The following is a 21,419-nucleotide window of genomic DNA, read 5'->3' on the forward strand; positions in this document are numbered from 1 at the left end:
ATCCGGCCGGAAACCCACCCTCTACGTCGGCTGGTTGACCGCTATCGACGGGCTCGGCCCGGTTTATCGCGCAGTGAACGCGCCGGGCCGGTTTCCCGTACTCCACGAGGACCCTGCCCTGCCGGCCGAGGAGACGTTCCGGATGTCCCGGATGCCCTGGATGAGATCGCATCGCTCCGCCCTGGCGGCCGCCGCCGTCACGCCGTTGCTGCTCACGGTGTGGGCCGCGGGCCCGGCCCGTGCGCACGGCGCCCCGACGGATCCGGTCAGCCGGGTGTACGCCTGCTCGCCGGACGGCGGCAGTCCGTCCCGGTCGGCGGCGTGCCGGGCCGCGGTCGCCGCGAACGGCGGGCCCTTCACGGCGTGGGACAACCTGCGGATCGCCGGCGTGAACGGACGTGACCGTCAGGTGGTCCCGGACGGGAAGCTGTGCAGTGGGGGCCTGGCCGCCTACAAGGGCCTCGATCTGGCCCGCGCCGACTGGCCGTCGACCCGGCTGACCCCGGGTACGACGCTGACCATGCGGTACGTCTCCACGATCCCGCACACCGGCACCTTCAAGCTCTACCTCACCGAGCCGGGCTACGACCCGACGAAGCCGCTGACCTGGTCCGATCTGCCGGACAAGCCGTTCGCGCAGGTGCGGGACCCCGCGCTGGCGGACGGCGCGTACCGGCTCACGGCGAAGCTGCCGTCCGACCGCTCCGGGCGGCATGTGCTGTTCACGATCTGGCAGAACAGCAGCACGCCGGACACGTACTACTCGTGCTCGGACGTCGTGTTCCCGGCGGGCGGGAGCGCCGGAGGCGGTGCGGGGAAGGCATCGGCCACGGCGAGCGCCGGCGGTCGTACGACTGCCGCTTCTTCGCCGACCGCGAAGCCGCGCGCGAGTGAGCGGCGTACGACCGGCCCCTCGCCCACGCCCGCGGCGGCCACCGGGTCCGAGACCCCGCGCACGCGGGGCGACAGCGTGCCGGTGGCGTCCACCGGGGACGCGGGCAACGGGCCGGCGATGCCGCTGGTGGCGGGCGGCGCCGCCGCGGTGCTGGTGCTCACCGGGGGCGCCGCCCTGGCGCTGCGGTTGCGCCGGAGGTGAACTCCGGTGCGGGCAGGGCCGGTTGAGGGCGGGGTCAGTTGACGTAGACCGCCTCGCCGCTGCTGGTCACCGGGGCGTACTTGGCGGTGAAGTAGCCGTTGGCGAAGCAGAGGGACGAGCCGGAGACCTTGGTGAACTGCGCGGCGGCGAAGTTGATGGTGTTGTCGGCGTTGCTCGCCGTGCCGGCCAGGCTGGGTGCCTGGTAGACGCAGTTGATGCTGCCGAGCAGGGTGCGCAGGACGACCGTGGTCTGGATGGTGGAGCCCGCGGCGGGCGTGACCGTGACGCTGCCGTCGGAGCCCACGGCGGAGCTGTACGGCAGGTTGTTGACCGTGATGCTGGTGACGCCGAGCACGCCGACCACGTTGGTGGTGCAGCTGGCGGCGTTGAAGGTGTGCGCGGAGACCGACTCCGTCGCGGTGCCGGGCGCGCTCGGGTTGTCCGTCACGGTGGCCGTGAACTGCGACGACGTGCAGGATATGCCGCTGGTGCCGGTGGCGCTGGAGTAGAACGTGGCGGCGGTGCCGCTCGCCAGCGGTGCGGTGAGCACCTCGCCGGCCGCGACGGCCGTACCGCCGACGGAGCCGGTGGTCAGGACGGCGCCGTCGGCCGCGGACGCGGGGCCGGCGAGGGGGAGGGTGAGCGCGGCGACGGTGCCGGCGAGGGTGAGGAGGGTACGCGTACGCATGCGGGTGTACCTCGGCTTTCGTTGCGGGGGTGTGCCCTGAGGACCTGAGGACCCAGGGGGTTCGGGGGGTGGCGGGAGGACGGCCGGTGGGGCGCCGGGTGCGTGTGCGCCGTCGCCGGTCCGTGACGCCTTCTCCGTACGACACGGACCGGCGACGGCTGCCCGCCGGAGGCCGGCCGGAGACCGTGGGAAGGGCTCCGGCCGGAACCGGGCGGGGGGTGCGGCCGGCACGGACCGAGGGGGGAAGCGACCGTGACGGCGCCGTGGAGTGATCTCGCGAAAAGGAAACGTGAAGGACATCAGGTCCGGGAACGCGGGCGGAGGCCACGCGGCGGCGGATCCGGCGCCACGGATCCATGGGGGAGCCAGGGAGAGTTGTAAACCTGAGGGTCAGTCAACGTCAAGGCATCACAAGGGAGTTGCTGTTTTCCAAGCAACTTTTCGAGGCCCTCGGCAGCTCATGACCCACAGGTGGGGCACAACCAACACCCTTTTTACACAACTGCCTTGACCCTCAGGTGTAACCACCGGTAACTTCCGGGCTTGGCTACTGCGGAGTACGAGAAAGCCCTTGCACCCGCCGGGAGTTGCGAGGAGACGTGCGCCGCGGGCGCTGTCCGCGCCAGGACAACGTGCCGCTGATGCCCTACCCGCACTTTTTCTGCACCTGGGAGCAGTCATGGCCTCGTCCCCGGACGTCACCCCGTCCGCCGGAAACACCCCCGAGAACCCGGAAAGCGGTTCCGTGCCCGAAGCGTCCGAAAACCCCGTAGGCACCGCGAGACGCGGGCGGGTCCGGGCACGCCGTGCCGCCGTGATGGCCGTGCCGGCCACCCTGGTCGCCGGTGCGCTCGCGGTTCTCACCGCCGAGGGCGCGCTGGGCGTCCAGTTCGCCATCTCCGGCATGCCCTTCACGGTCACCGCGACTGAGCTCAACGGCACCGGCTTCGAGCAGTTCGGCGGCCTCGACAACATGGCGCCGGGCAGCCCCAACGAAGGGGACACCGGCGGTCAGGTCCTGATCGTCACGTCCGCCATCAAGAACGCGACGCTCACGAAGCTGTGCCAGAGCGTCGACCTCGGTGGCACCAACCTGCTGATCACCGCGGGCGGCGGCGCCGAGAAGGTGAGCGCGACCGACCTGACCACCGACTCGACCGAGCTGTCGGGCGACGCGGCGTTCAACAACATCGAGATCGGCAACGACGCGAGCACCCTGACCAAGGCCGGGGTGAAGGGGCCGATCGGTGTCTTCAGCCAGCAGGCCGACACCGTGCGCATCGCCAATCTGCGCCAGACCAACTACGCCACCACGGCCGGGGTGTTCAAGCTGCCCGGCCTGAAGCTCCGCTTCAGCAGCACGGGTTGCTGATGTACGGGCCGGATGGATTCCGGTCGGCCTTCCGTCGCTGGCGGGCCGACCGGCCGTTCTGGGGCGGGCTGCTGCTCGCCCTGGGCGGGGCGTGGATCCTGCTCACGATGAAGGCCTCGCTGAAGGTCGTCCTGCACGTCGGCATGCAGGGCCTGGCGGGGTACCTGCTGCCGGCGCTGATGGTGCTGCTGGGGCTGCTGACCCTGTTCAACCCGGCGCAGCGGCTCTTCTACTCGATCACCGGGATCCTGGTGACCCTGGGCACCTGGCTCACGTCGAACCTGGGCGGGTTCTTCGTGGGTCTGCTGCTGGGGGCGGTCGGCAGTTGTCTGGTGTTCGGATGGCTGCCCGATCAGGAGCCTCGGCGCGGGCGGCGACAGCGCAGGAAGGAAGCGGCGGCGGCGCAGTAGGTCTGGGCCGTGTCGGGCGGCTGCGGGTGTGTGGGGGCTGGTCGCGCAGTTCCCCGCGCCCCTATTAGGTTGGCAGTGTGAACGCCAACCTCTAGGCGTGCATGCGTAATTGATGATGCCGCAGCCCCCAGGAGGCACTCATGCCCGCAGGCTCCATCGACACCGGACACCCCCACTCCGCCCGGATCTACGACTACATCATCGGCGGCAAGGACCACTACCCGGCCGATCGGGAGGCCGGGGACGCGATGGTGCGTGAGTGGCCCGCGTTGCCCGTCCACATGCGGGCCAACCGCGACTTCATGAACCGGGCAGTGCGCCACCTCGCCGCGGAGGCGGGGATACGGCAGTTCCTGGACGTCGGCAGCGGGATACCCACCTCGCCCAACATCCATGAGATCGCGCAGTCGGCGGCACCCGGGGCACGGGTCGTCTACGTCGACAACGATCCGCTCGTACTGACGCTGTCCAAGGGCCTGTTGTCCCCTGCGGCCGAGGGCACGACGGCGTACATCGAGGCCGACATGCGCGACCCGGCGAGCATTCTCGACTCCCCGGCGTTCCGCGAGACCCTCGACCTGGACCGGCCCGTCGCGCTGGCCGTGATCGCGATCGTGCACTTCATGCTGGACGAGCACGACGCGGTCGGCATCGTGCGCCGGCTCCTCGAACCGCTGCCGGCCGGCAGCTATCTCGCGATGTCCGTCGGCACCGCCGAGTTCGCGCCGGACGAGGTCGGCCGGGTCGCCCGGGAGTACGCGGCGCGGGGCATGCCGATGCGGCTGCGCACCCACGGCGAGGCGGCGGAGTTCTTCACCGGTCTGGACCTCGTCGAGCCGGGCATCGTCCAGGTCCACAAGTGGCGCCCGGACGGCACGGGCACCGAGGTGAGCCGGGACGAGGACATCGCGATGTACGGAGCGGTGGCGCGCAAGCCGGGTTGACGGCTTTGCGGACGCAAGCGATACGGGCGGCCCAGGTTCCGCTTCGCCCTCCCGCCAGCGTTCATCACGATGTGGCAGCAACGAATAACACGGTGTGGTTGCACACTTGACTACCGATGGTCACACGCGATTGGCTCCGCCACAGCGAGAGTTCACCCGGTCGGCGAACCTCCCGTTCGGAGCCGGCCGTTCTCCCGTTCGTTCCTCCGGCTCGGCCGCACAGCGAGGTGCCGCACCCTCATGAAGACTCCACCCCCCTCCCCCGCCCGCGTTCGCGTCGCCGTCCTCCCGGCCGCCGCCTGCCTGCTGCTGGCGGGCTGCTCCGCCGTCGGCGGGTCCGACGACGCGTCCGGCGCGGACACGGCGGGCGGCGCACGGCTGAAGATCACCCTGATCACGCACGGCGGCGAGGGCGACGCCTTCTGGGAGCTGGTGCAGAAGGGTGCGCAGGTCGCGGCCGCCAAGGACAACGTCGAGCTGACCTACGCCGCCGACGACGAACCGGCGAGCCAGGCCGAGCTGATGCGGGACGCGATCCGGCAGAAGGTCGACGGCATCGCGGTGACCCTCGCCAAGCCGACGGCGATGGCGGGTCCGGTCGCCGAGGCCCGGGCGGCCGGCATACCCGTGATCGGCCTCAACTCAGGTATAGACGAGTGGAAGTCCGCCGGACTCCTCGAGTACTTCGGCCAGGACGAGAGCGTCGCCGGCCGCGCCGTCGGCGACAAGCTGGACGACCTCAGGGCCAAGCACGCGCTGTGTGTGATCCACGAGCGCGGCAACGTCGCCCTGGAGGCGCGCTGCGCGGGCGTGAAGAAGGCGTTCGGCGGCGAGACGGAGAACCTCTACGTGGACGGCACCGACATGGACGCGGTGACGGCGACCGTCGGGGCCCGGCTGACGCAGAACCCGGACATCGACGAAGTGGTCATGAACGGCGCCCAGTTCGCGCTGGCCGCGGTGAAGTCGGTCGACCAGTCCCGCTCCAAGGCCCACGTCGCGACCTTCGACCTCAACAAGGACCTGGTCAAGGCGGTCCAGGACGGGGACGTGCAGTTCGCGGTGGATCAACAGCCCTATCTCCAGGGCTATCTCGCGGTGGACTCGCTCTGGCTCTACCGCACCAACGGAAACACCCTCGGCGGCGGCGAGGCGCCGGTGCTGACCGGGCCGGCCTTCGTCACGAAGGCGAACGTCGCCTCGGTCGCGAATTTCGCCGACAACGGAACCCGCTGAGCGGACAGTTCCCCCGACGGTGTCGCCAAAGAATGGGTCCCGCATGACGCGTACGGTCACTTGTACGGATAGCATCCTGCGCACCCCTTGTGACGTGCCGGACACGCAGTCACCCCTGACGTCCGTCCTCCCGTCCCCCTGTTCCTTCGCGCTGACCCCGCCCGCCCTCCGCTGATCGCCCTAGGACGACAATGTCTCCACGGACAGGTCCCCGGCGCCGCCTCGGCTCCATCCGTCTCTCCCTGATCCTGCTGGCGCTGGTGCCCAGCGTCACGCTCGCCGCCATCTGGAGCGTGACGACGATCCAGATGTTCTCGGAGGGCCTGGGGCTGCGGTCCCAGACCGGGCTGAGCAAGTCGACGGGGGCCATGGGCACCGAGGCCACGCTCGCCCTCCAGCGGGAGCGCAGCTACTCCGCCGTATGGCTCGCCACGCGGCAGGACTCGGCCCGCACGGGGCTGGACGAACAGCGCGGCAGGACCGACAAGGCGGTCGCCAAGCTCCTCGCGCAGTCGGACGAGATCCAGCGGGCGCCCGCCCGTGTGAAGGACCGGCTGTACTCGGTCGTCGCGTCCGTGAGCAGCCTGGAGTACTACCGGGGCCAGGTGGACAACCCCTCCGACATCTCCGCCGTACAGGCGCTGGGGCAGTACACGTCGATCATCGACGACCAGATCCACGCCTTCCAGGAGCTCTCCCAGGTCGACGACGGGGACCTCACCTCGCAGGCCGGTCCGCTCGTCTCGCTGGAGCACGCGGCGGAACTGATGTCCCGTGAGGACGCGCTGCTGACGCTGGCCTCGCCGACGCGACGGATGGACGAGAAGGAGTGGACCGAGTTCGCGGAGCTGGTGAACACCCGGCGCTGGCTCGTCGAGGACCAGATCCTGCCCTCGCTCACCGGGCCCGCCAAGGCGGAGACGGAACGGATCCTGGCCGGTGCGCAGTGGCGGACCCTGGAGCAGGTCGAGGACCGGGTGCTCGCGGCGCGCGCGTCGGCGGGCAAGGACGGGACCATCGCCGTCCCGGACTCCCAGAAGGAGTGGCGGGCCGCGCTGACCGGGGTCACCGAGGAGTACTCGGTGCTGATCAAGCAGCAGACGACCGGACTGCTCCAGCGCAGCGGCGACGAGGCGCGCGGACTGCTGATCAAGGCCGCGTCGCTGAGCGCGGGCGGGCTGATCGCGCTGCTGCTGTGCGTGGGGATGTCGTGGCGGATCACCCGCTCGCTGTCCCGGCGGCTGCACGGCCTGCGCGAGGCCACCCTGGGGCTCGCCCAGGAGCGGCTGCCCGACGTGGTGGCCCGGCTGGAGCGGGGCGAGAAGGTCGACGTGGAGCTGGCGACACCGCCGCTGGACTACGGCCGTGACGAACTCGGGCAGGTGGCGAAGGCGTTCAACACCGCGCAGCGCACCGCCGTGCACACCGCCGTCGAACTCGCCGACACCCGGCGCGGCTTCCAGAAGATCATCCTGGGCATCGCCCGGCAGAGCCAGAACCTGGTCAACCTCCAGCTCACGAAGCTGGACGCGCTGGAGCGCACGCACCAGGACCCCGACGTCCTCAAGGGCCTGTACGAACTCGACTCCACCGCCAGCCAGCTGCGCCGCTACGAGGAGAACCTCGTCATCATCAGCGGTGAGCGGCCGGGCCGGACCTGGAGCGAGCCGGTAGCGCTGATCGACATCCTGCGCAGCGCGGTCGGCGAGGTCGCCGAGTACCGGCGGGTGGAGGTGCAGACCGACGAGGAGGTGCATCTCGCGCCGCCCGCGGTGGCCGACGTCATCCATCTGCTGGCCGAGCTCATCGAGAACGCCACGCTGTACTCCCCCGCCCCGGCGCCGGTCGGCGTGCGGGCCGCGATGGTGGCCAAGGGGCTGGCCGTGGAGGTCGAGGACCGCGGCCTCGGCATGTCCGAGGAGGAGTACGCGGCGTTCAACGCCCAGTTGGCCGAGCCGCCGCAGTTCGACGTGGTGGCGCTCGCCGACGACCTCCGGCTCGGCATGTTCGTGATCGCCCAGCTCTCGCGGCGGCACGGCATCACGGTCACGCTGCGCTCCTCGCCGTACGGCGGTACGACGGCGATCGTGCTGATCCCGCACGACGTCGTGGTGCGGGACCTGCCGGCGCCGGACCGGGAAGAGGTCGAGCACACCGGGGCCGCCGAGCCGGAGGAGCCCGTACGGGAGGCCCGTCCCGTCGTGCAGGCCCGTACCGAGACCGCCGCGGATCCAGAGGCCGGCGCGCGCCGGGACGGCCTCTCGCCGCTGCCGCGCCGGGTGCCGCAGACCAGCCTGGCGGCCGAGCTGCGCGAGGAGTCGGCGCCGGCCGAACACAACGGCCACGACGAGGACTTCACCGCCGAGCAGGCCGCCTCCTCCCTGGCCGGCTTCCAGCGCGGCACGCTCCGGGCCCGCGACGACGACGGCGCGGGGGCGCCGGACGAGCCCGGGGCCGGGGACCAGCTGGTCCCGGCCGCGCGTCGGGCGCGTGACGACGCCACCCCCGACGAGCCGCCCGCGGCCGGGTCCGCCGCCTCCCCGGCCGCCGCTCCCACGTCCTCCACCCCGCCCGCCGACCGCTCATGAAGGACACCGCCATGACACGCCCCACTCCAGCCACGGACACCCAGCTCGACCAGTTGCTCACCGGACTCGTGGAGCGGGTCGCCGACGTCAACCACGCGGTGGTGCTCTCCGAGGACGGCCTGGTGGTGAGCAAGTCGATCGGGTTCCTGCGCGACGACGCCGAGCGGCTGGCGGCGACCGCGTCCGGCCTGATGAGCCTCAGCAAGGGCGTCAGCATGGACTTCCGGGGCGGGCCGGTGCGCCAGGCGCTGATCGAGATGGCCAACAGCTATCTGATCCTCACCTCCGCCGGCCCCGGCGCCCACCTGGTCGTGCTGACCAACCAGGGCGCGGACGTCGGGGTGGTGGCGTACCAGATGAACATGCTGGTGAAGAAGATCGGCGAGCACCTCTCGGCGGCACCGCGGGCCCATGTCGGCCCTGGCGCGTGAGGTGGGCGGAGACGATCCGGCGGGCCGGCTGGTCCGTCCCTTCACGCTGACCGGGGGGCGGACCAGGCCCAGCCGCAGCGACTTCACCCTGATCACGACCGTGACGGCGGTGGATCCGCCGCCGGAGCGGGCACCTCGTCCACAGCCCGAGCAGGTGCGGATCCTGCGGCGCTGCGCCCGGCCGATCGCCGTGGCGGAGCTCGCGGCCCATCTGGACCTGCCGGTGAGCGTGGTCGCCATCATGCTCTGCGATCTGCTGGAGGCGGGCCTGATCACCGTTCACCCCCCGCATCCCGTCACCCCCCGTACCCCGGACCTGGACCTGTTGCAGAAAGTGAGGGAGGGCCTTGGCCGGCTCTGACACCACCGTGCAGGCGGACGCGCCGCCCGACACGGTCAAGATCCTCATAGCCGGCGGCTTCGGCGTCGGGAAGACGACCATGGTCGGCTCGGTCAGCGAGATCGCCCCGCTGCGCACCGAGGAGTCCCTGACCATCGCGAGTCTGGGCGTCGACGACCTCGACGGCATCGAGCAGAAACGCGCGACGACCGTGGCCCTGGACTTCGGCCGGATCACCATCAGCCGGGAGCTGGTGCTGTATCTGTTCGGTACGCCCGGGCAGCAGCGGTTCTGGTTCATGTGGAACGACCTGGCGATCGGCGCGCTCGGCGCCGTCGTCCTGATCGACGTGCGGCGGCCGCAGTCCAGCTTCGCGGCGATCGACTTCTTCGAGCGCCGCGAGATCCCCTTCGTCGTCGGTGTGAACGGCTTCCACGGCGAACACCCCTACCCGGCCGAGGAGATCAGGGAGTCCCTCGCGCTGCCGGAGCACGTACGGGTGCTGCTGTGCGACGCGCGGGAGCGGGAGTCCTGCCGGGACGTGCTGATCGCCCTGATCGACCAGCTGATCGCGCAGGCCCGTCAGGCGAACTGAGCCGGCGGCCGGTTCGCGGGCGCGACGATCCGGGCCGTGAGGTCCGGGTCGGGCATCGCCGGGTCGAAGGGGAACATGGGCCGGTGGATGCGCCGGTGGCCGAGCCGCACCAGGTCCTGGTCGACACCGCCCGGGGTGAGGGCCATCTTCCAGCCGGCGGCCATGGCGAAGAGCTCGGGCTCCAGATAGCCGATCTTCACGATCACGACATCGGCGGCGCGCGGGTCCAACTCCAGCTCCGTGAAGTCGCGTTCGAGGTGGTACGGCTTGCGCAGCCGGGTCAGGATCACGTGCACGCTCCCGACCCGCAGCACGGCCTCGGTCTCCGCGTCCCGGTCGCCGTGCCGGACCGAGTGGACCACGCCGGTCATGGTGAGCGGCCCGGCGTGCCGGCCGTCCACCTCGGCTCCGGCGGTGACGGTGACCATCGCGCCGACGCCGGCCCGCACCGCCGCGTCGACCGCGGACGGCCCCGGCAGGGAGGCGTAGACGACGACCGGGCCGGCGGGGTCCTTGAACTCCGGCCGGGCGAGGACGTGTTGGAGTCCCCATGTGACGTCCCCCGCGCCGCCCGCCGTCGGATTGTCGCCGGTGTCGCTGATGAAGTACGGGCGCCGGGCGCCGGCGGCGAGGGCCTCGTCGAGACAGTCGTCGAGGGTGCCGGTGGGGGCGACGAAGGCGAAGTCGTGCCGGGCGTCCCAGAATCCGCGGGCGAGCCGCTCGGCGCCCGCGGCGACGGCGGCCTCGTCGGGTCCGGTGACCACGACCGCGGCACGGTTGCGCGGCTCGTCCGCCCAGGCGTACCCGACCCAGACGGCGGCGTCGGTCACGCCGTCGGCCGCCGCCACCTCGGCCACGGCCGCGTACACGCTCCTCGCCGGTTCGATACGGGTGGACGTCTGCTCCCCGGCCAGCAGCACCGGCACCGGCACCCACGCCTTGACCGGGCGGGGCGCGCCGCCGGCCAGGAGGTCCACGAGGTTGCGGGCGGCCCGCTCCTTCGTCTCCATGGCGTCCTCGTGCGGGGCCATGCGGTAGCAGGTGATCAGGTCGCTGTGGTGGACGAGCGGGCGGGAGACGTTGCCGTGCAGGTCCATGGAGGTCGACACGAGGGTGTCGGGGCCGATCACCTCGCGGATGCGGGTGAGCAGGTCGGCCTCGGCGTCGTCGAGTCCCTCGACGGTCATCGCGCCGTGGATGTCGAACCAGAGGCCGTCGAGGGGCCCCAGGTCCCGGAGCCGGTCGATGAGTTCCGTCGAAAGCTCGGCGTACGCGGCGGCCGTCACCGTGCCGCCGGGCAGCGCCTTGCCGACCAGTGCCCCGCGCCAGTCGGCGGCTTCCCGCAGCGGCTCTCCCGGGGCCAGGAACGGGTAGCGGGTGAGGACGTCCTGTCCGCGCAGCGGGTGGAAGGCGGGGGCCTCGGTGCGGGCCGGGGAGAAGGTCGACGACTCGATGCCGAGGCCGGCGATCGCGACGACGGGACGGGGCTGGGGCATGGCTCCTCCGGGATCTGACGGGACGGGCGTGGGCGTGGGCGGCGTCGGTCAGGGGTGGGCGCCGGTCGCCGTGTGCAGGGCGTGGGCGAGGGCCCGCTGGAGCGCGAACTGGCCCGCGCCGACCAGGCCGGCGTCGGCGCCGAGGCCGGCCCGCTCGATGACCAGGTGCTCGGTGACCAGGGGGTGGCAGCCCTCGTACAACTGGCTGCGCACGGCGGCGACGAAGGGCTCCAGCGTGGAGAGGATGCCGCCGAGGTACACCGCGTCCGGATTGAAGAAGTTCACGTTGGGGGCGAGCACCGTGCCCAGATAGCGGCCGGCCTGCCGGACCGCGCGGGTGGCCTCGGGGTCGGCGTCACCGGCGAGACGTACGACGTCCTCGGTCGACGTCACCTCCAGGCCGCGCTCGCACAGGATGCGGACCAGCGCCGCGCCCGAGGCGACCGTCTCCAGGCATCCGGTGTTGCCGCAGGAGCAGGGGATGTCGTGGGCGGCCTCGACGCGGACGTGGGTGATCTCGCCCGCCGCGCCCGAACCGCCCCGGTAGAGGCGGCCGTCGGCGATGACGCCGGCGCCTATGCCGGTGCCCGCCTTGACCATGATCGCCTGGCGTTGCGCGGCGGGGCGGACACTGTGCTCGCCGACGGCCATGCAGTTGGCGTCGTTCTCGATGGCCACCGGGACCCCGAACCGCTCCTGGAGCCAGTCCCGTACGGGGAAGCGGTTCCAGCCGGGCATGCGGGCGGGCAGCGTCACCAGGCCCGCCTCGACGTCGACCGGTCCCGGCAGACACAGGCCGACGCCTCTGAGGAGTTCCCGGCCGTGCCGGTCGGCGAGGCCCTGGAGGGTCTCGACCAGGCCGGGCAGGGAGGCCTCGGGGCCGTCGGCCGTCGCGAACGGCACCGTGGAGACGTCGGCGAGACCGCCTCCGGAGTGCACGATGCCGACATGGGCGTGCTTGCCGCCGAGTTCGGCCGCCACGGCGTATCCGTCGCCGCCGCCGAGCCGGAGGACCTTGCGCGGCCTGCCGCCGTTCGACGACAGGGTGCCCTCCTCGGTGACCAGGCCGTAGTCCAGCAGCTTGCCCACCGCGAACGACACCGTCGACGGCGCGGCGCCGAGCAGTTCGGACAGTTCCGTGCGGGTGGACGCCTGCCCGGAGGCGAGGAGTTCGAGGATGCGCCGGGTCAACGACCCACTTTTTTCAGTCATGGACGAAGTTACTTCCGTCTCCTATGGCCGGGACAGCGAGATTAGGCCCACGGAGACCTCGCCCGGCTATTTCCAGATCAGCAGAAACATACTTTTTACAGCGGCACTCCTGTTTCTTCGAACAGTCGGGGCTTTCACTGACTGCACCTCGCTTCTGTCCCCTGAGGAGAGCCATGTCCCCTGCTCGCACAAGACTCCTCGCCGGTGCCGCGGCCCTGTCCGCCGGCACGCTGCTGCTCGCGGGCTGCTCCGGGAGCAGCGGCGCGTCGTCCGGATCACGCGACTCCATCAACTACGCGCTGCCCGCGAACTTCACGCCGAACTGGATCCTGCCGATCGGTACCGCGGCGCATCTGAACACCAACAACATCTCCATCGCGAACACGCTGTGGGAGCCGCTCATCGCCTACGACGGCTCCACCGGCGAGATCGGCTGGAACAAAGCCGGTTCGGTCGCCACCGCCGCCGACTTCGCGCCCGGCAACAGAAGCGTGCGGATCACCCTGGGCGACCGGCACTGGAGCGACGGCAAGCCGATCACCTCCGGTGACGTCCAATTCTGGTTCGACCTGATCAAGGCGAACAAGAAGGAGTGGGCGGGATACAACCCCGGTCAGGCGCCGGACAACTGGACCTCCTTCGAGGCCGAGGACGACCGCCACTTCACGATCACCTTCGACAAGGCCTACAACCCGCAGTGGATGCTGGCCAACGAGCTGAGCTCCATCACCCCGCTCCCCCGGCACGTCTGGGACAGGGGCGGCGACGCGAGGCAGGTGTGGAAGGACCTCAACGACGCCGCGAAGAACATCGCCGGCTACGAGAAGAACGCGCTGTGGAAGACCATCAGCGGGCCGTACGCGGTCAAGTCGTACTCGACGGCCGGCAAGGTCGTGCTCACCGCCAACAAGAAGTACGACGGCGGTGAGAAGCCGGCCGTCCCGACGGTGAACCTGCTCCCCTTCACCACGGCGGAGGCCGAGAAGAACGCCCTGCGCTCCGGCACGGTCGACTACGGCTACATCGAGGCGACCGACCTCGATCAGAAGGACAGCTTCACCGCGCAGGGGTACGAGGTGAAGCCGTGGTCCGGCTGGGCGATCACCTACATGCCGTACAACTTCAACAACCCGGCGATGGGCGCCGTGTTCAAGCAGCTGTACGCCCGTCAGGCCGTCCAGCGTTCCATCGACCAGAAATCTCTCGCCGAGGTCGTCTTCAACGGCACGGCGGTCGCGGGCTACGGCCCGGTCCCGCAGGGACAGGCGTCCGACTTCGTCTCGCGGGCGCAGAAGGACAACCCTTACCCGTTCTCCACGACGGCCGCCCGGGAGCTGCTGACCGGCCACGGCTGGACCGAGCGCGGCGGGGTCATGACCTGTACGGACCCCGGTACCGGAGCCGACCGGTGCGGTGCGGGAGTCGCCGAGGGCACGAAGTTCGAGATGCGGGTGCTGTCGCAGTCCGGGTCCACGGTCACCGACAACATGATGAGCGCGATCCAGTCCTCGCTGGCGAAGACCGGCATCAAGTTCACGATCAAGACCGCGCCCGTCAACTCCGTGCTGGCGCAGACCCCGCAGTGCGAGGCGGACCAGCCGCTCTGCAAGTGGCAGTTGTCGTTCTTCGGCACGGCGGGCAGCTGGTACTTCCCCGCCTTCCCGACCGGTGACTCGCTGTTCCAGTCCGGCGGCGGCTCGAACTTCGGCAACTACTCCGACCCGGCGGTCGACAAGCTCATCTCCGCCTCCACGACGTCGAGTTCGACGAAGGCCGTGCAGGACTACAGCGCCGCCCTCGCCGAGGACCTGCCGGTGATCTGGCTGCCGGAGCCCGTCTATCAGATCTCGGTCGTCCGCAAGGGCCTCGGCGGCTTCGCCCAGGACTCGCTCGCCAACTTCCACCCGGCGCAGTGGAAGTGGACCGGCTGACGCATGGACACGCTCCTGTATCTCGTCCGCCGGTTCCTCCAGGCCCTCGCGGTGATCCTGATCGTCACGATCGTGGTCTTCTGCCTGCTGCACGCGCTGCCCGGAGGACCCGCACGCGGGATCCTCGGCCCGCAGGCCACGGCCCAGCAGATCGCCGCGTTCAACCACGAGCAGGGGCTCGATCGGCCGCTGCCCGTCCAGTACGTCTACTACCTGCGCGAGTTGGCGCAGGGTGACCTCGGGACGTCGTACACGCTCAACGAGGCGGTCTCCCGGCTGATCGAGCAACGGCTGCCGAAGACGCTGGTGCTGACCCTGCTGTCCGCGCTGGCGGGGCTGCTGCTGGCTGTTCCGCTCGGGATGTGGCAGGCGGTGCGGCGCAACAGGCCGGCCGACTACGTCATCACCACGCTGAGCTTCGTGGCGTACTCGACGCCGGTGTACTTCCTCGGTCTGATCCTGGTGCTGGTCTTCACGCAGACCCTGCGCTGGTTCCCCTCCCAGGCGCCCCAGGGGGACACCCTGGCGCAGGTGTTCGCGGATCCGGCGGCCCTCGTGCTGCCGGTGGTGACGGGCGCCGCGTCGATGGTGGCCGTGTTCAGCCGGTACATGCGGGCGGCGACGCTGGAGAACCTGTCCGAGGACTATGTGCGCACGGCGCGCGCCGGCGGTGCCGGGCAGTACGCGGTCCTGTTCCGGCATGTGTTCCGCAACTCCCTGACGCCGGTGGTGGCGATGCTCGGGTACTACGTGCCGGTGCTGTTCGGTGGGGCGTTGGTGGTCGAGCAGCTCTTCAACTACCCCGGGATGGGGCTGCTGTTCTGGTCCGCCGCGCAGTCGTCCGACTATCCGGTGCTGCTGGGGTGCGTGCTCGTCATCTCCGTGGCGACGGTGGTGGGGACGCTGCTCGCGGATGTGGTGCAGCGGGTTGTTGATCCTCGGGTGAAGGAGGGGCGGGTGTGAGTGGTCGTGTTGAGACTGCGGGCCGGTGGGGGCTTGTCGCGCAGTTCCCCGCGCCCCTTAAAGCGCGCTTCGCGCGCAACAAGCTTGCCTTGGCCGGCGTATCGGTCGTGGGGCTCTTCCTCCTCTTCTGCTTCGTCGGTCCGCTCCTCTACTCCACCGACCAGACCCACACCGACCTCACCCAGGTCAACCTCCCGCCCAGCGGCTCCCATTGGCTCGGTACCGACGCCGTCGGGCACGACCAGCTCGGGCGGCTCATGTACGGCGGGCAGGTCTCGCTGCTCGTCGGGCTGACGGCCGGGGTGCTGGCGACCGTCATCGGGACGCTGTGGGGTGCCGTGGCGGGGTACGCGGGCGGCTGGGTGGACGCGGTGATGATGCGGGTCGTGGACGCCGGGATCGCGATCCCCGCCCTGTTCATCCTGCTGGTGGTCTCCGCGATCACCTCGCCGGGCACGTTCGGGCTGATCGTGATCCTCGGTCTGGTGTCCTGGCTGGTGCCGTCCCGGCTGGTGCGGGCGGAGACGCTCACGCTCAAGAACCGGGACTACGTGCTGACCCTGCGGGCGACCGGCGGCACCCACGGGCGGGCGATCCGACGGCACATCCTGCCGAACTCGGTGTCGACGATCGTCGTGGCGGCCACCTTCCAGATCGCCGACGCGATCCTGCTCGTCGCGTACGTGTCGTATCTCGGGCTGGGCGTCCAGCCGCCGAAGACGGACTGGGGCGGCATGCTGTCCGCCGGTCTGACGGCGGCGTACTCCGGACGCTGGTGGCTGATCGTTCCGCCGGGCCTCGCCATCATCCTCGTCGTGTGCGCGTTCAACGCGATCGGCGACGGGTTGCGCGACGCCTTCGACGTGAAGGGACGCGGATGAACATCCTGGAGATCGCCGACCTGGGCGTGACCTTCTCCACCGACACCGGTGACGTGCCGGCCGTGCGCGAGGTGTCGCTGCGCGTACGGCCGGGCGAGACGCTGGCCCTGGTGGGTGAGTCGGGGTCCGGCAAGTCGACGGTGGCGCTCGCGACGATGGGGCTGCTGCCGGGCAACGCACGGGCCTCGGGGCGGGTGACGGTCGACGGCACCGACGTGGTGGGCGCGCCGGAGGCCGCGCTGGCCCGGCTGCGGGGCCGTACCGCCTCCATGGTCTTCCAGGAGCCGGCAGCCGCCCTCGATCCGCTGACCCGGGTCGGCTCCCAGATCGCCGAGGTCGTACGGAACCACCGCAGGCTCTCGCGGTCCGAGGCCGCCCGAGTCGCGGTCGACCTCTTGCGGCGCGTCGGGATCCCCGAGCCCGAGCGGCGGGCCTCGGCCTTTCCCTTCCAGTTGTCGGGCGGGCAGCGGCAGCGGGTCGTCATCGCCATGGCGATCGCCAACTCACCGGCCCTGTTGGTCGCCGACGAGCCGACCACGGCGCTCGACGTGACGGTGCAGGCCGAGATCCTGGATCTGCTGCGCCGGCTGGCGGCCGACTCCGGCACGGGCGTCCTGCTGGTCACGCACAACATGGGCGTGGTCGCCGACTTCGCGGACCGGGTCGCCGTGATGCTGCGCGGCGAGATCGTGGAGACGGGGACCGTGGAGGACGTGCTGCTGCGGCCTCGGCACGAGTACACGCGAGGCCTGCTGTCGGCGGTGCCCCGGCTGCGGCTCAGCGGCACGGACGCCCCCGCGACGCAGGAGCCCCCTGTGGTGCGACTGAGCGATGTGTCCGTGCGGTTCGGGCGGGTCCGGGCCCTCGACGGTGTCTCCTTCGACGTCCGGCCCGGCGACACCGTCGGACTCGTGGGCGAGTCCGGGTCGGGCAAGTCGACGGCCGCCAGGGTCGCGCTCGGACTCGTCGCGCCCGCCGCCGGCTCGGTGTCGCTGTTCGGCACCGACCTCGGGCGTGCCCGGGGCCGGGCGCGCCGTGCCCTGCTGTCCGGTGTCGGTGTGGTGCTCCAGGATCCGGTGGCCTCGCTGGACGCGCGGATGAGTGTGGCGGAGTGCGTCGCCGAGCCGCTCAGGGTGCACCGGCGGGGCATGACGTCCGCCGAGCGGCGGGCCAGGGTCGCCGAGGTGCTGGAACTCGTGCGGCTGCCGCAGGAGTTGGCGAACCGCGGGCCGCGTGAGCTGTCCGGCGGCCAGCGTCAGCGGGTGAGCCTCGCGCGGGCGCTGGTGCTGCGGCCCCGGCTGCTGGTCGCGGACGAGCCGACGAGCGCGCTGGACGTGAGTGTGCAGCGGACCGTGCTGGAGGTGATCGCCGAGTTGCAGCGCGAGCTGGGGTTCGCCTGTCTGCTCGTCTCCCACGACCTGGCCGTCGTCCAGGAGTTCGCACGCCGGGTCGTCGTCCTGCGGGACGGCCGGATCGAGGAACAGGGGCCGACCATGGCGACGCTGCTGCACCCGGAGACCGAGTACACGCGCCGCCTCATCGCGGCCGTACCCGTGCCGGATCCGGTGCTGCAACGGCGACGCCGGGAAAGCCGGGCGGCTCTCGGGACGGGGGCCGGCGCGTGACGCGTGCGGTGCTGGCCGGTGTCGACATCGGCGGTACGACGACCCAGGTGGTGCTGTGCGATCCGGCTCTCGGTGTCCTGGACCGCGCCGGCGTGCCCACCCCGGCGGCGGACGGCGGCGCGGCGATGGTCGGCGCCGCGCTCGATGCCGTACGGCTGCTGCTCGGCCGTACGCCCGCGCGGCTGCTCGGCGTCGGGGTGGGGGCGGCGGGCGTGGTGGACGCGCGGGCCGGGCGGGTGCTGGTGGCCAGCGACTCGTTCCGGGGCTGGGCGGGGTTCGCGGTGACGGCGGCGGTCGAGGAGGCGCTGGGTGTGCCGGCGTTCCTGGACAACGACGTCAACGCGTTCCTGCGCGGTGAGGCGACGGCCGGTTCGGCGGCGGGCGCTCCGCATGTGCTCGGGATGACTCTGGGCACCGGTGTCGGCGGGGCGCTGTGGCTCGACGGGCGGCTGTACGACGGCCCGCACGGCGCGGCGGGCGAGATCGGGCACGTGCCCGGCTTCGGCGATCTGCCGTGCACCTGCGGCGGGCGCGGACACCTGGAGACCCTGGCCTCCGGCCGGGCGATCGCCGCCCGGTACGCCGACCGCGCCGGTGTCCCGCTCACCGCGAGGGAGGTCGCCGAGGCAGCGGCCTCGGGCGACGGTGACGCGGTCGGCGTGTACGCGGAGGCGGGTGCCGCCGTGGCCCGCGCCCTGCTCGTGACGGCCGGGCTGCTGGACGTCACCACGGTGGTCGTCGGCGGAGGTGTGAGCCGCTCCTGGGCCCTGCTGGAGCACTCGATCCACGCCGCGCTGACCGCCGAGCCGCCCGTCAGCGGCCACCCGATCGGTGTGCGGCCGGCCGGACTCGGCGTCGATGCGGTGGCGATCGGGGCGGCGGCACGCGCGCGTGCCGAACTCGGGCCCGTGACGGACCGGGTGGCGGGAATCCGCCAAGCGTGACCGTGTGATTGACGCGACCTCGGCGCTCTCCTACCTTCTGGTCGATTCACCGAACTCCGTTCGATATACCGGCCATTCAGTGACCCGGCCAGAAGGCCCGCACCCCCCTGGAGAGCACATGGCCCACCCGTCCCGCAGAGACGTACTCGGCATGGCAGCCACCGTCCCGCTCGCCGCGACCGGCGCCCTGGCCCTCGGTGCCGGGACCGCGCACGCCGCCGACTCGGCGTACGCGATGGTCTACTTCACCGAGTCCAACACCATGCTGGAGGCGAACTACAACCTCCACCTGGCCGTCAGCACCGACGGCCTGCGGTGGACGCCGCTCAACCAGAACGCGCCCGTCGCCACCCCCACCCTGGGCGCCGGCGGTCTGCGCGACCCCTTCGTGCTGCGCAAGCAGGACGGGACGTTCGTCGTCCTCGCGACCGACCTGAGCGGCACCGACTGGACCCGCACCAGCGTGTACATCCACGTCTGGGACTCCGCCGACCTGCGCACCTTCACCGGGTACCGGCTGGTGAAGCTGCACGACATGACCGGCACGCACAGCTGGGCGCCGGAGGCCTACTGGGACGCCTCACGCGGCCGGTACGGCATCCTCTACTCGTCGGTGAACAGCAGCGGCCACAACGTCATCATGGTCAGCTACACGACCGACTTCCGCACGACGACCGACCCGCAGGTCTTCTTCGACCCCGGCTACGACGTCATCGACGGCAACCTCACCGTCGGCGTGAACGGCGTCAACCACCTCTACTTCAAGCGCGAGGGGACCCTCGTCGGCGCCCGCTCGACGACCCTGAACCCCGGCAGCTTCACCCCGTTCAGCACGGCGGTGAACCACGGCGGCACCGAGGCTCCCACCGTGGTCAAGTCCCTGACGGGCAACAACTGGTACCTGTGGGGAGACACGTACACCCCGAACGGCGTGTTCTACGTCTGGCAGACGAGCGACCTGGCCGCCGGCACCTGGACGGCCCTCGACCAGCGGCTCTATACCCAGCCGCTCAACTCCAAGCACTGCGGCATCCACCCGATCACCTCGACCGAGTACAGCAACCTGATCGCCAAGTGGGGCGCCCCGGCCTGGAACCGGCTGAAGTCCTACAACTACCCGGCGCGCTACGTCCGGCACAGCGGATTCGCCGGGCGGATCGACGAGTACCCCTTCGACCCGTTCCCCGACTCGCAGTGGAAGCTGGTACCGGGGCTCGCCGACTCCTCCGGCGTCTCGTTCCAGTCGGTCAACTACCCCGCCCGTTATCTGCGCCACTACGACTACGCCCTGCGCCTGGACGAGAACGACGGCACGTCGACGTTCGCCGCGGACGCGACCTTCCACCGCACGGCCGGGCTCGCGGACGCCTCCTGGGCGTCGTTCCGCTCGTACAACAACCCGACGCGCTACATGAGGCACGCGAACTACGCCCTGCGCATCGACCCCGTCTCGACGGCTACCGAGCGCCAGGACGCCACCTTCCAGGTCGGTCACTGAACAGCACAGCGGGGTTGTGACGGGCGTCCCGTCACAACCCCGCGAGAGCTGCCGTACGTCAGCCGAGGCCGGCCGTCTTCAGCCAGGCCTTGGCCACGTCCAGCGGGTCCTTGTTCTCCAGCTGGACCTGGGAGTCCAGGTCCAGGAGGGTCTTGGTGTCGAGCTTGGCGGAGACCGCGTTGAGCGCGTCCACGCCCTCCTTGGACAGACCGCTCTTGTAGACGAGCGGGGTCACGTTCGCGAAGCCGAAGAGGTTCTTCGGGTCCTTCAGGACGACGAAGCCCTCCTTGGTGATGGTCGGGTCGGTCGTGAAGATGTCCGCGGCCTGCACGGCGTTCTTCGTCAGCGCCGCCTGGGTCAGCGGGCCGCCCGCGTCCAGCGCCTTGAACGACTTGAACTTCAGGCCGTACTCGGACTCCAGGCCCTTCAGACCCTGCTGCCGGGTCTGGAACTCCGGCGAGCCGCCGATGACCAGGTCCGGAGCGATGTCCTTGAGGTCCTCGAGGCTGGAGTCGGCGGTGAGCTTGTGCTTCTTCGCCGTCTCCGCGTTGATGCTGACGGAGTCCTTGTCCTCGGCCGGCGAGGACTCCAGCAGCGTCAGCTTGGCGTCCAGCTTGCCCTTGACCGCCTCGTTCACGCCGTCGGCCGAGGTCTGCTCGGCCTTCGCGTCGAGGTAGGCGAGCAGCGAGCCGTTGTACTCGGGCAGAACGGTGATGGAACCGTTCTTGAGCAGGCCGTACGTCGTCTCACGGCTGCCGATGTTGGGCTTGTAGGTGACCTTGATGCCCTTGGCCTTGAGGGCCTCGCCGTAGATGTCGGCGAGCAGGATGCTCTCGGCGAAGTTGTTGGAGCCGACGACGACGGTGTCGCCGCTCGCCCCGTCCCCGGCGAGAGGGTCGGACTTGTCGTCGGAGGAGGAACATCCCGCCAGCAGCGCCGCCGTTGCGGCGAGCGCGACCGCGGCCGCGCCGGGATGGTTCCTGAGGGAGGACCTGCTGCGTGAAGCGGTGAAAGTCACGGTTCCCGTTCCGGATTCAGGGGGTTGGGAGAACTCTTCCACTGATCCAATCCAGCCGGTTCTCGGTCAGTCAAGACCGGTCAGGTCACCGATTGGCCTCAAAAAATGGAAGGTAACGGGCAGTTGTGCCGTGATGTGAAGGCGGGACGGT

18 protein-coding genes and 1 pseudogene are annotated in these 21,419 nt (G+C 70.8%); 15 read left to right on the forward strand and 4 right to left on the reverse strand.

What is annotated here, in order from left to right:
- Nucleotides 1-151 precede the first annotated feature (151 nt).
- Nucleotides 152-1,096 carry a lytic polysaccharide monooxygenase auxiliary activity family 9 protein gene (locus CP983_RS09865; RefSeq protein WP_150506507.1) on the forward strand — a complete coding sequence of 315 codons (945 nt, stop codon included), beginning with the start codon at nucleotides 152-154 and terminating at the stop codon, nucleotides 1,094-1,096.
- 34 nt (nucleotides 1,097-1,130) lie between these two features.
- Here the strand turns inward: CP983_RS09865 and CP983_RS09870 are convergent, their stop codons facing one another.
- Nucleotides 1,131-1,784, reverse strand: a complete 654-nt coding sequence (locus tag CP983_RS09870; protein WP_093747675.1) for a Tat pathway signal sequence domain protein — start codon at nucleotides 1,782-1,784, stop codon at nucleotides 1,131-1,133.
- A gap of 679 nt (nucleotides 1,785-2,463) precedes the next feature.
- Between CP983_RS09870 and CP983_RS09875 the strand changes: the two genes are divergently transcribed.
- The 8 genes from CP983_RS09875 to CP983_RS09910 all read left to right on the forward strand — a co-directional run bounded on the left by CP983_RS09875 (nucleotide 2,464) and on the right by CP983_RS09910 (nucleotide 9,700).
- The gene (locus CP983_RS09875; RefSeq protein WP_107907721.1) at nucleotides 2,464-3,156 is read left to right on the forward strand and encodes a DUF6230 family protein; all 693 of its coding nucleotides are present in this window, start codon (nucleotides 2,464-2,466) and stop codon (nucleotides 3,154-3,156) included.
- Entirely contained in the window at nucleotides 3,156-3,566 is a 411-nt protein-coding gene (locus tag CP983_RS09880) for a DUF6114 domain-containing protein (RefSeq protein ID WP_150499333.1), read from the forward strand. The genes CP983_RS09875 and CP983_RS09880 overlap by 1 nt, the downstream gene beginning before the upstream one ends.
- A gap of 140 nt (nucleotides 3,567-3,706) precedes the next feature.
- Nucleotides 3,707-4,510, forward strand: coding sequence for an SAM-dependent methyltransferase (locus tag CP983_RS09885; protein WP_150499334.1), 804 nt, complete (start codon nucleotides 3,707-3,709; stop codon nucleotides 4,508-4,510).
- A gap of 240 nt (nucleotides 4,511-4,750) precedes the next feature.
- Nucleotides 4,751-5,746, forward strand: a complete 996-nt coding sequence (locus CP983_RS09890) for a substrate-binding domain-containing protein (protein WP_150499335.1) — start codon at nucleotides 4,751-4,753, stop codon at nucleotides 5,744-5,746.
- A gap of 191 nt (nucleotides 5,747-5,937) precedes the next feature.
- The gene (locus CP983_RS09895; RefSeq protein WP_150499336.1) at nucleotides 5,938-8,334 is read left to right on the forward strand and encodes a sensor histidine kinase; all 2,397 of its coding nucleotides are present in this window, start codon (nucleotides 5,938-5,940) and stop codon (nucleotides 8,332-8,334) included.
- Nucleotides 8,335-8,345: 11 nt separating this feature from the next.
- Complete coding sequence (locus CP983_RS09900; protein ID WP_030961072.1) at nucleotides 8,346-8,765, forward strand: roadblock/LC7 domain-containing protein; 420 nt, start codon at nucleotides 8,346-8,348, stop codon at nucleotides 8,763-8,765.
- Nucleotides 8,746-9,126 (forward strand): DUF742 domain-containing protein, encoded by a 381-nt coding sequence (locus CP983_RS09905; RefSeq protein ID WP_176575067.1) that lies wholly within the window; start codon nucleotides 8,746-8,748, stop codon nucleotides 9,124-9,126. Before CP983_RS09900 ends, CP983_RS09905 begins: the two co-directional genes overlap by 20 nt.
- Nucleotides 9,113-9,700, forward strand: coding sequence for a GTP-binding protein (locus tag CP983_RS09910; RefSeq protein WP_107907716.1), 588 nt, complete (start codon nucleotides 9,113-9,115; stop codon nucleotides 9,698-9,700). Before CP983_RS09905 ends, CP983_RS09910 begins: the two co-directional genes overlap by 14 nt.
- On the opposite strand, the gene CP983_RS09915 is transcribed toward CP983_RS09910, so the two are convergent.
- Nucleotides 9,688-11,196 (reverse strand): M81 family metallopeptidase, encoded by a 1,509-nt coding sequence (locus CP983_RS09915; protein ID WP_150499337.1) that lies wholly within the window; start codon nucleotides 11,194-11,196, stop codon nucleotides 9,688-9,690. The genes CP983_RS09910 and CP983_RS09915 overlap by 13 nt on opposite strands.
- A 48-nt stretch (nucleotides 11,197-11,244) precedes the next feature.
- On the reverse strand, nucleotides 11,245-12,408 hold the full coding sequence (locus tag CP983_RS09920; protein WP_150499338.1) for an ROK family transcriptional regulator: 1,164 nt from the start codon (nucleotides 12,406-12,408) through the stop codon (nucleotides 11,245-11,247).
- A gap of 173 nt (nucleotides 12,409-12,581) precedes the next feature.
- On the opposite strand from CP983_RS09920, the gene CP983_RS09925 reads away from it, so the two are divergent.
- The 6 genes and pseudogenes from CP983_RS09925 to CP983_RS09950 all read left to right on the forward strand — a co-directional run bounded on the left by CP983_RS09925 (nucleotide 12,582) and on the right by CP983_RS09950 (nucleotide 20,250).
- Complete coding sequence (locus CP983_RS09925; protein WP_150499339.1) at nucleotides 12,582-14,339, forward strand: peptide ABC transporter substrate-binding protein; 1,758 nt, start codon at nucleotides 12,582-12,584, stop codon at nucleotides 14,337-14,339.
- A 3-nt stretch (nucleotides 14,340-14,342) separates the two neighbouring features.
- Nucleotides 14,343-15,302 carry an ABC transporter permease gene (locus tag CP983_RS09930; RefSeq protein WP_150499340.1) on the forward strand — a complete coding sequence of 320 codons (960 nt, stop codon included), beginning with the start codon at nucleotides 14,343-14,345 and terminating at the stop codon, nucleotides 15,300-15,302.
- 65 nt (nucleotides 15,303-15,367) lie between these two features.
- Nucleotides 15,368-16,183, forward strand: a pseudogene (locus tag CP983_RS09935) (ABC transporter permease); the annotation flags it as partial.
- The gene (locus CP983_RS09940) at nucleotides 16,180-17,808 is read left to right on the forward strand and encodes a dipeptide ABC transporter ATP-binding protein (RefSeq protein WP_150499342.1); all 1,629 of its coding nucleotides are present in this window, start codon (nucleotides 16,180-16,182) and stop codon (nucleotides 17,806-17,808) included. The pseudogene CP983_RS09935 and the gene CP983_RS09940, both read left to right, overlap by 4 nt.
- Nucleotides 17,805-18,752 carry an ROK family protein gene (locus CP983_RS09945; RefSeq protein ID WP_229914678.1) on the forward strand — a complete coding sequence of 316 codons (948 nt, stop codon included), beginning with the start codon at nucleotides 17,805-17,807 and terminating at the stop codon, nucleotides 18,750-18,752. The genes CP983_RS09940 and CP983_RS09945 overlap by 4 nt, the downstream gene beginning before the upstream one ends.
- A gap of 118 nt (nucleotides 18,753-18,870) precedes the next feature.
- A complete protein-coding gene (locus CP983_RS09950) occupies nucleotides 18,871-20,250 on the forward strand; it encodes a glycoside hydrolase family 43 protein (protein ID WP_150499343.1) in 1,380 nt (459 codons plus the stop codon).
- Nucleotides 20,251-20,308: 58 nt separating this feature from the next.
- Here the strand turns inward: CP983_RS09950 and CP983_RS09955 are convergent, their stop codons facing one another.
- A complete protein-coding gene (locus tag CP983_RS09955) occupies nucleotides 20,309-21,268 on the reverse strand; it encodes an ABC transporter substrate-binding protein (RefSeq protein ID WP_150499344.1) in 960 nt (319 codons plus the stop codon).
- Between the last annotated feature and the right edge of the window lie 151 nt (nucleotides 21,269-21,419).

This window comes from Streptomyces chartreusis (assembly GCF_008704715.1).
In the GTDB taxonomy this organism is placed as follows: Bacteria; Actinomycetota; Actinomycetes; order Streptomycetales; family Streptomycetaceae; genus Streptomyces; species Streptomyces chartreusis.

Bases quoted from the DNA above. Each gene is read 5' to 3' on its own strand.
- CP983_RS09865 (WP_150506507.1), top strand. From the start codon at position 152: ATGCCCTGGATGAGATCGCATCGCTCCGCCCTGGCGGCCGCCGCCGTC.
- CP983_RS09870 (WP_093747675.1), bottom strand. From the start codon at position 1,784: ATGCGTACGCGTACCCTCCTCACCCTCGCCGGCACCGTCGCCGCGCTC.
- CP983_RS09875 (WP_107907721.1), top strand. From the start codon at position 2,464: ATGGCCTCGTCCCCGGACGTCACCCCGTCCGCCGGAAACACCCCCGAG.
- CP983_RS09880 (WP_150499333.1), top strand. From the start codon at position 3,156: ATGTACGGGCCGGATGGATTCCGGTCGGCCTTCCGTCGCTGGCGGGCC.
- CP983_RS09885 (WP_150499334.1), top strand. From the start codon at position 3,707: ATGCCCGCAGGCTCCATCGACACCGGACACCCCCACTCCGCCCGGATC.
- CP983_RS09890 (WP_150499335.1), top strand. From the start codon at position 4,751: ATGAAGACTCCACCCCCCTCCCCCGCCCGCGTTCGCGTCGCCGTCCTC.
- CP983_RS09895 (WP_150499336.1), top strand. From the start codon at position 5,938: ATGTCTCCACGGACAGGTCCCCGGCGCCGCCTCGGCTCCATCCGTCTC.
- CP983_RS09900 (WP_030961072.1), top strand. From the start codon at position 8,346: ATGACACGCCCCACTCCAGCCACGGACACCCAGCTCGACCAGTTGCTC.
- CP983_RS09905 (WP_176575067.1), top strand. From the start codon at position 8,746: ATGTCGGCCCTGGCGCGTGAGGTGGGCGGAGACGATCCGGCGGGCCGG.
- CP983_RS09915 (WP_150499337.1), bottom strand. From the start codon at position 11,196: ATGCCCCAGCCCCGTCCCGTCGTCGCGATCGCCGGCCTCGGCATCGAG.
- CP983_RS09920 (WP_150499338.1), bottom strand. From the start codon at position 12,408: ATGACTGAAAAAAGTGGGTCGTTGACCCGGCGCATCCTCGAACTCCTC.
- CP983_RS09925 (WP_150499339.1), top strand. From the start codon at position 12,582: ATGTCCCCTGCTCGCACAAGACTCCTCGCCGGTGCCGCGGCCCTGTCC.
- CP983_RS09930 (WP_150499340.1), top strand. From the start codon at position 14,343: ATGGACACGCTCCTGTATCTCGTCCGCCGGTTCCTCCAGGCCCTCGCG.
- CP983_RS09940 (WP_150499342.1), top strand. From the start codon at position 16,180: ATGAACATCCTGGAGATCGCCGACCTGGGCGTGACCTTCTCCACCGAC.
- CP983_RS09950 (WP_150499343.1), top strand. From the start codon at position 18,871: ATGGCCCACCCGTCCCGCAGAGACGTACTCGGCATGGCAGCCACCGTC.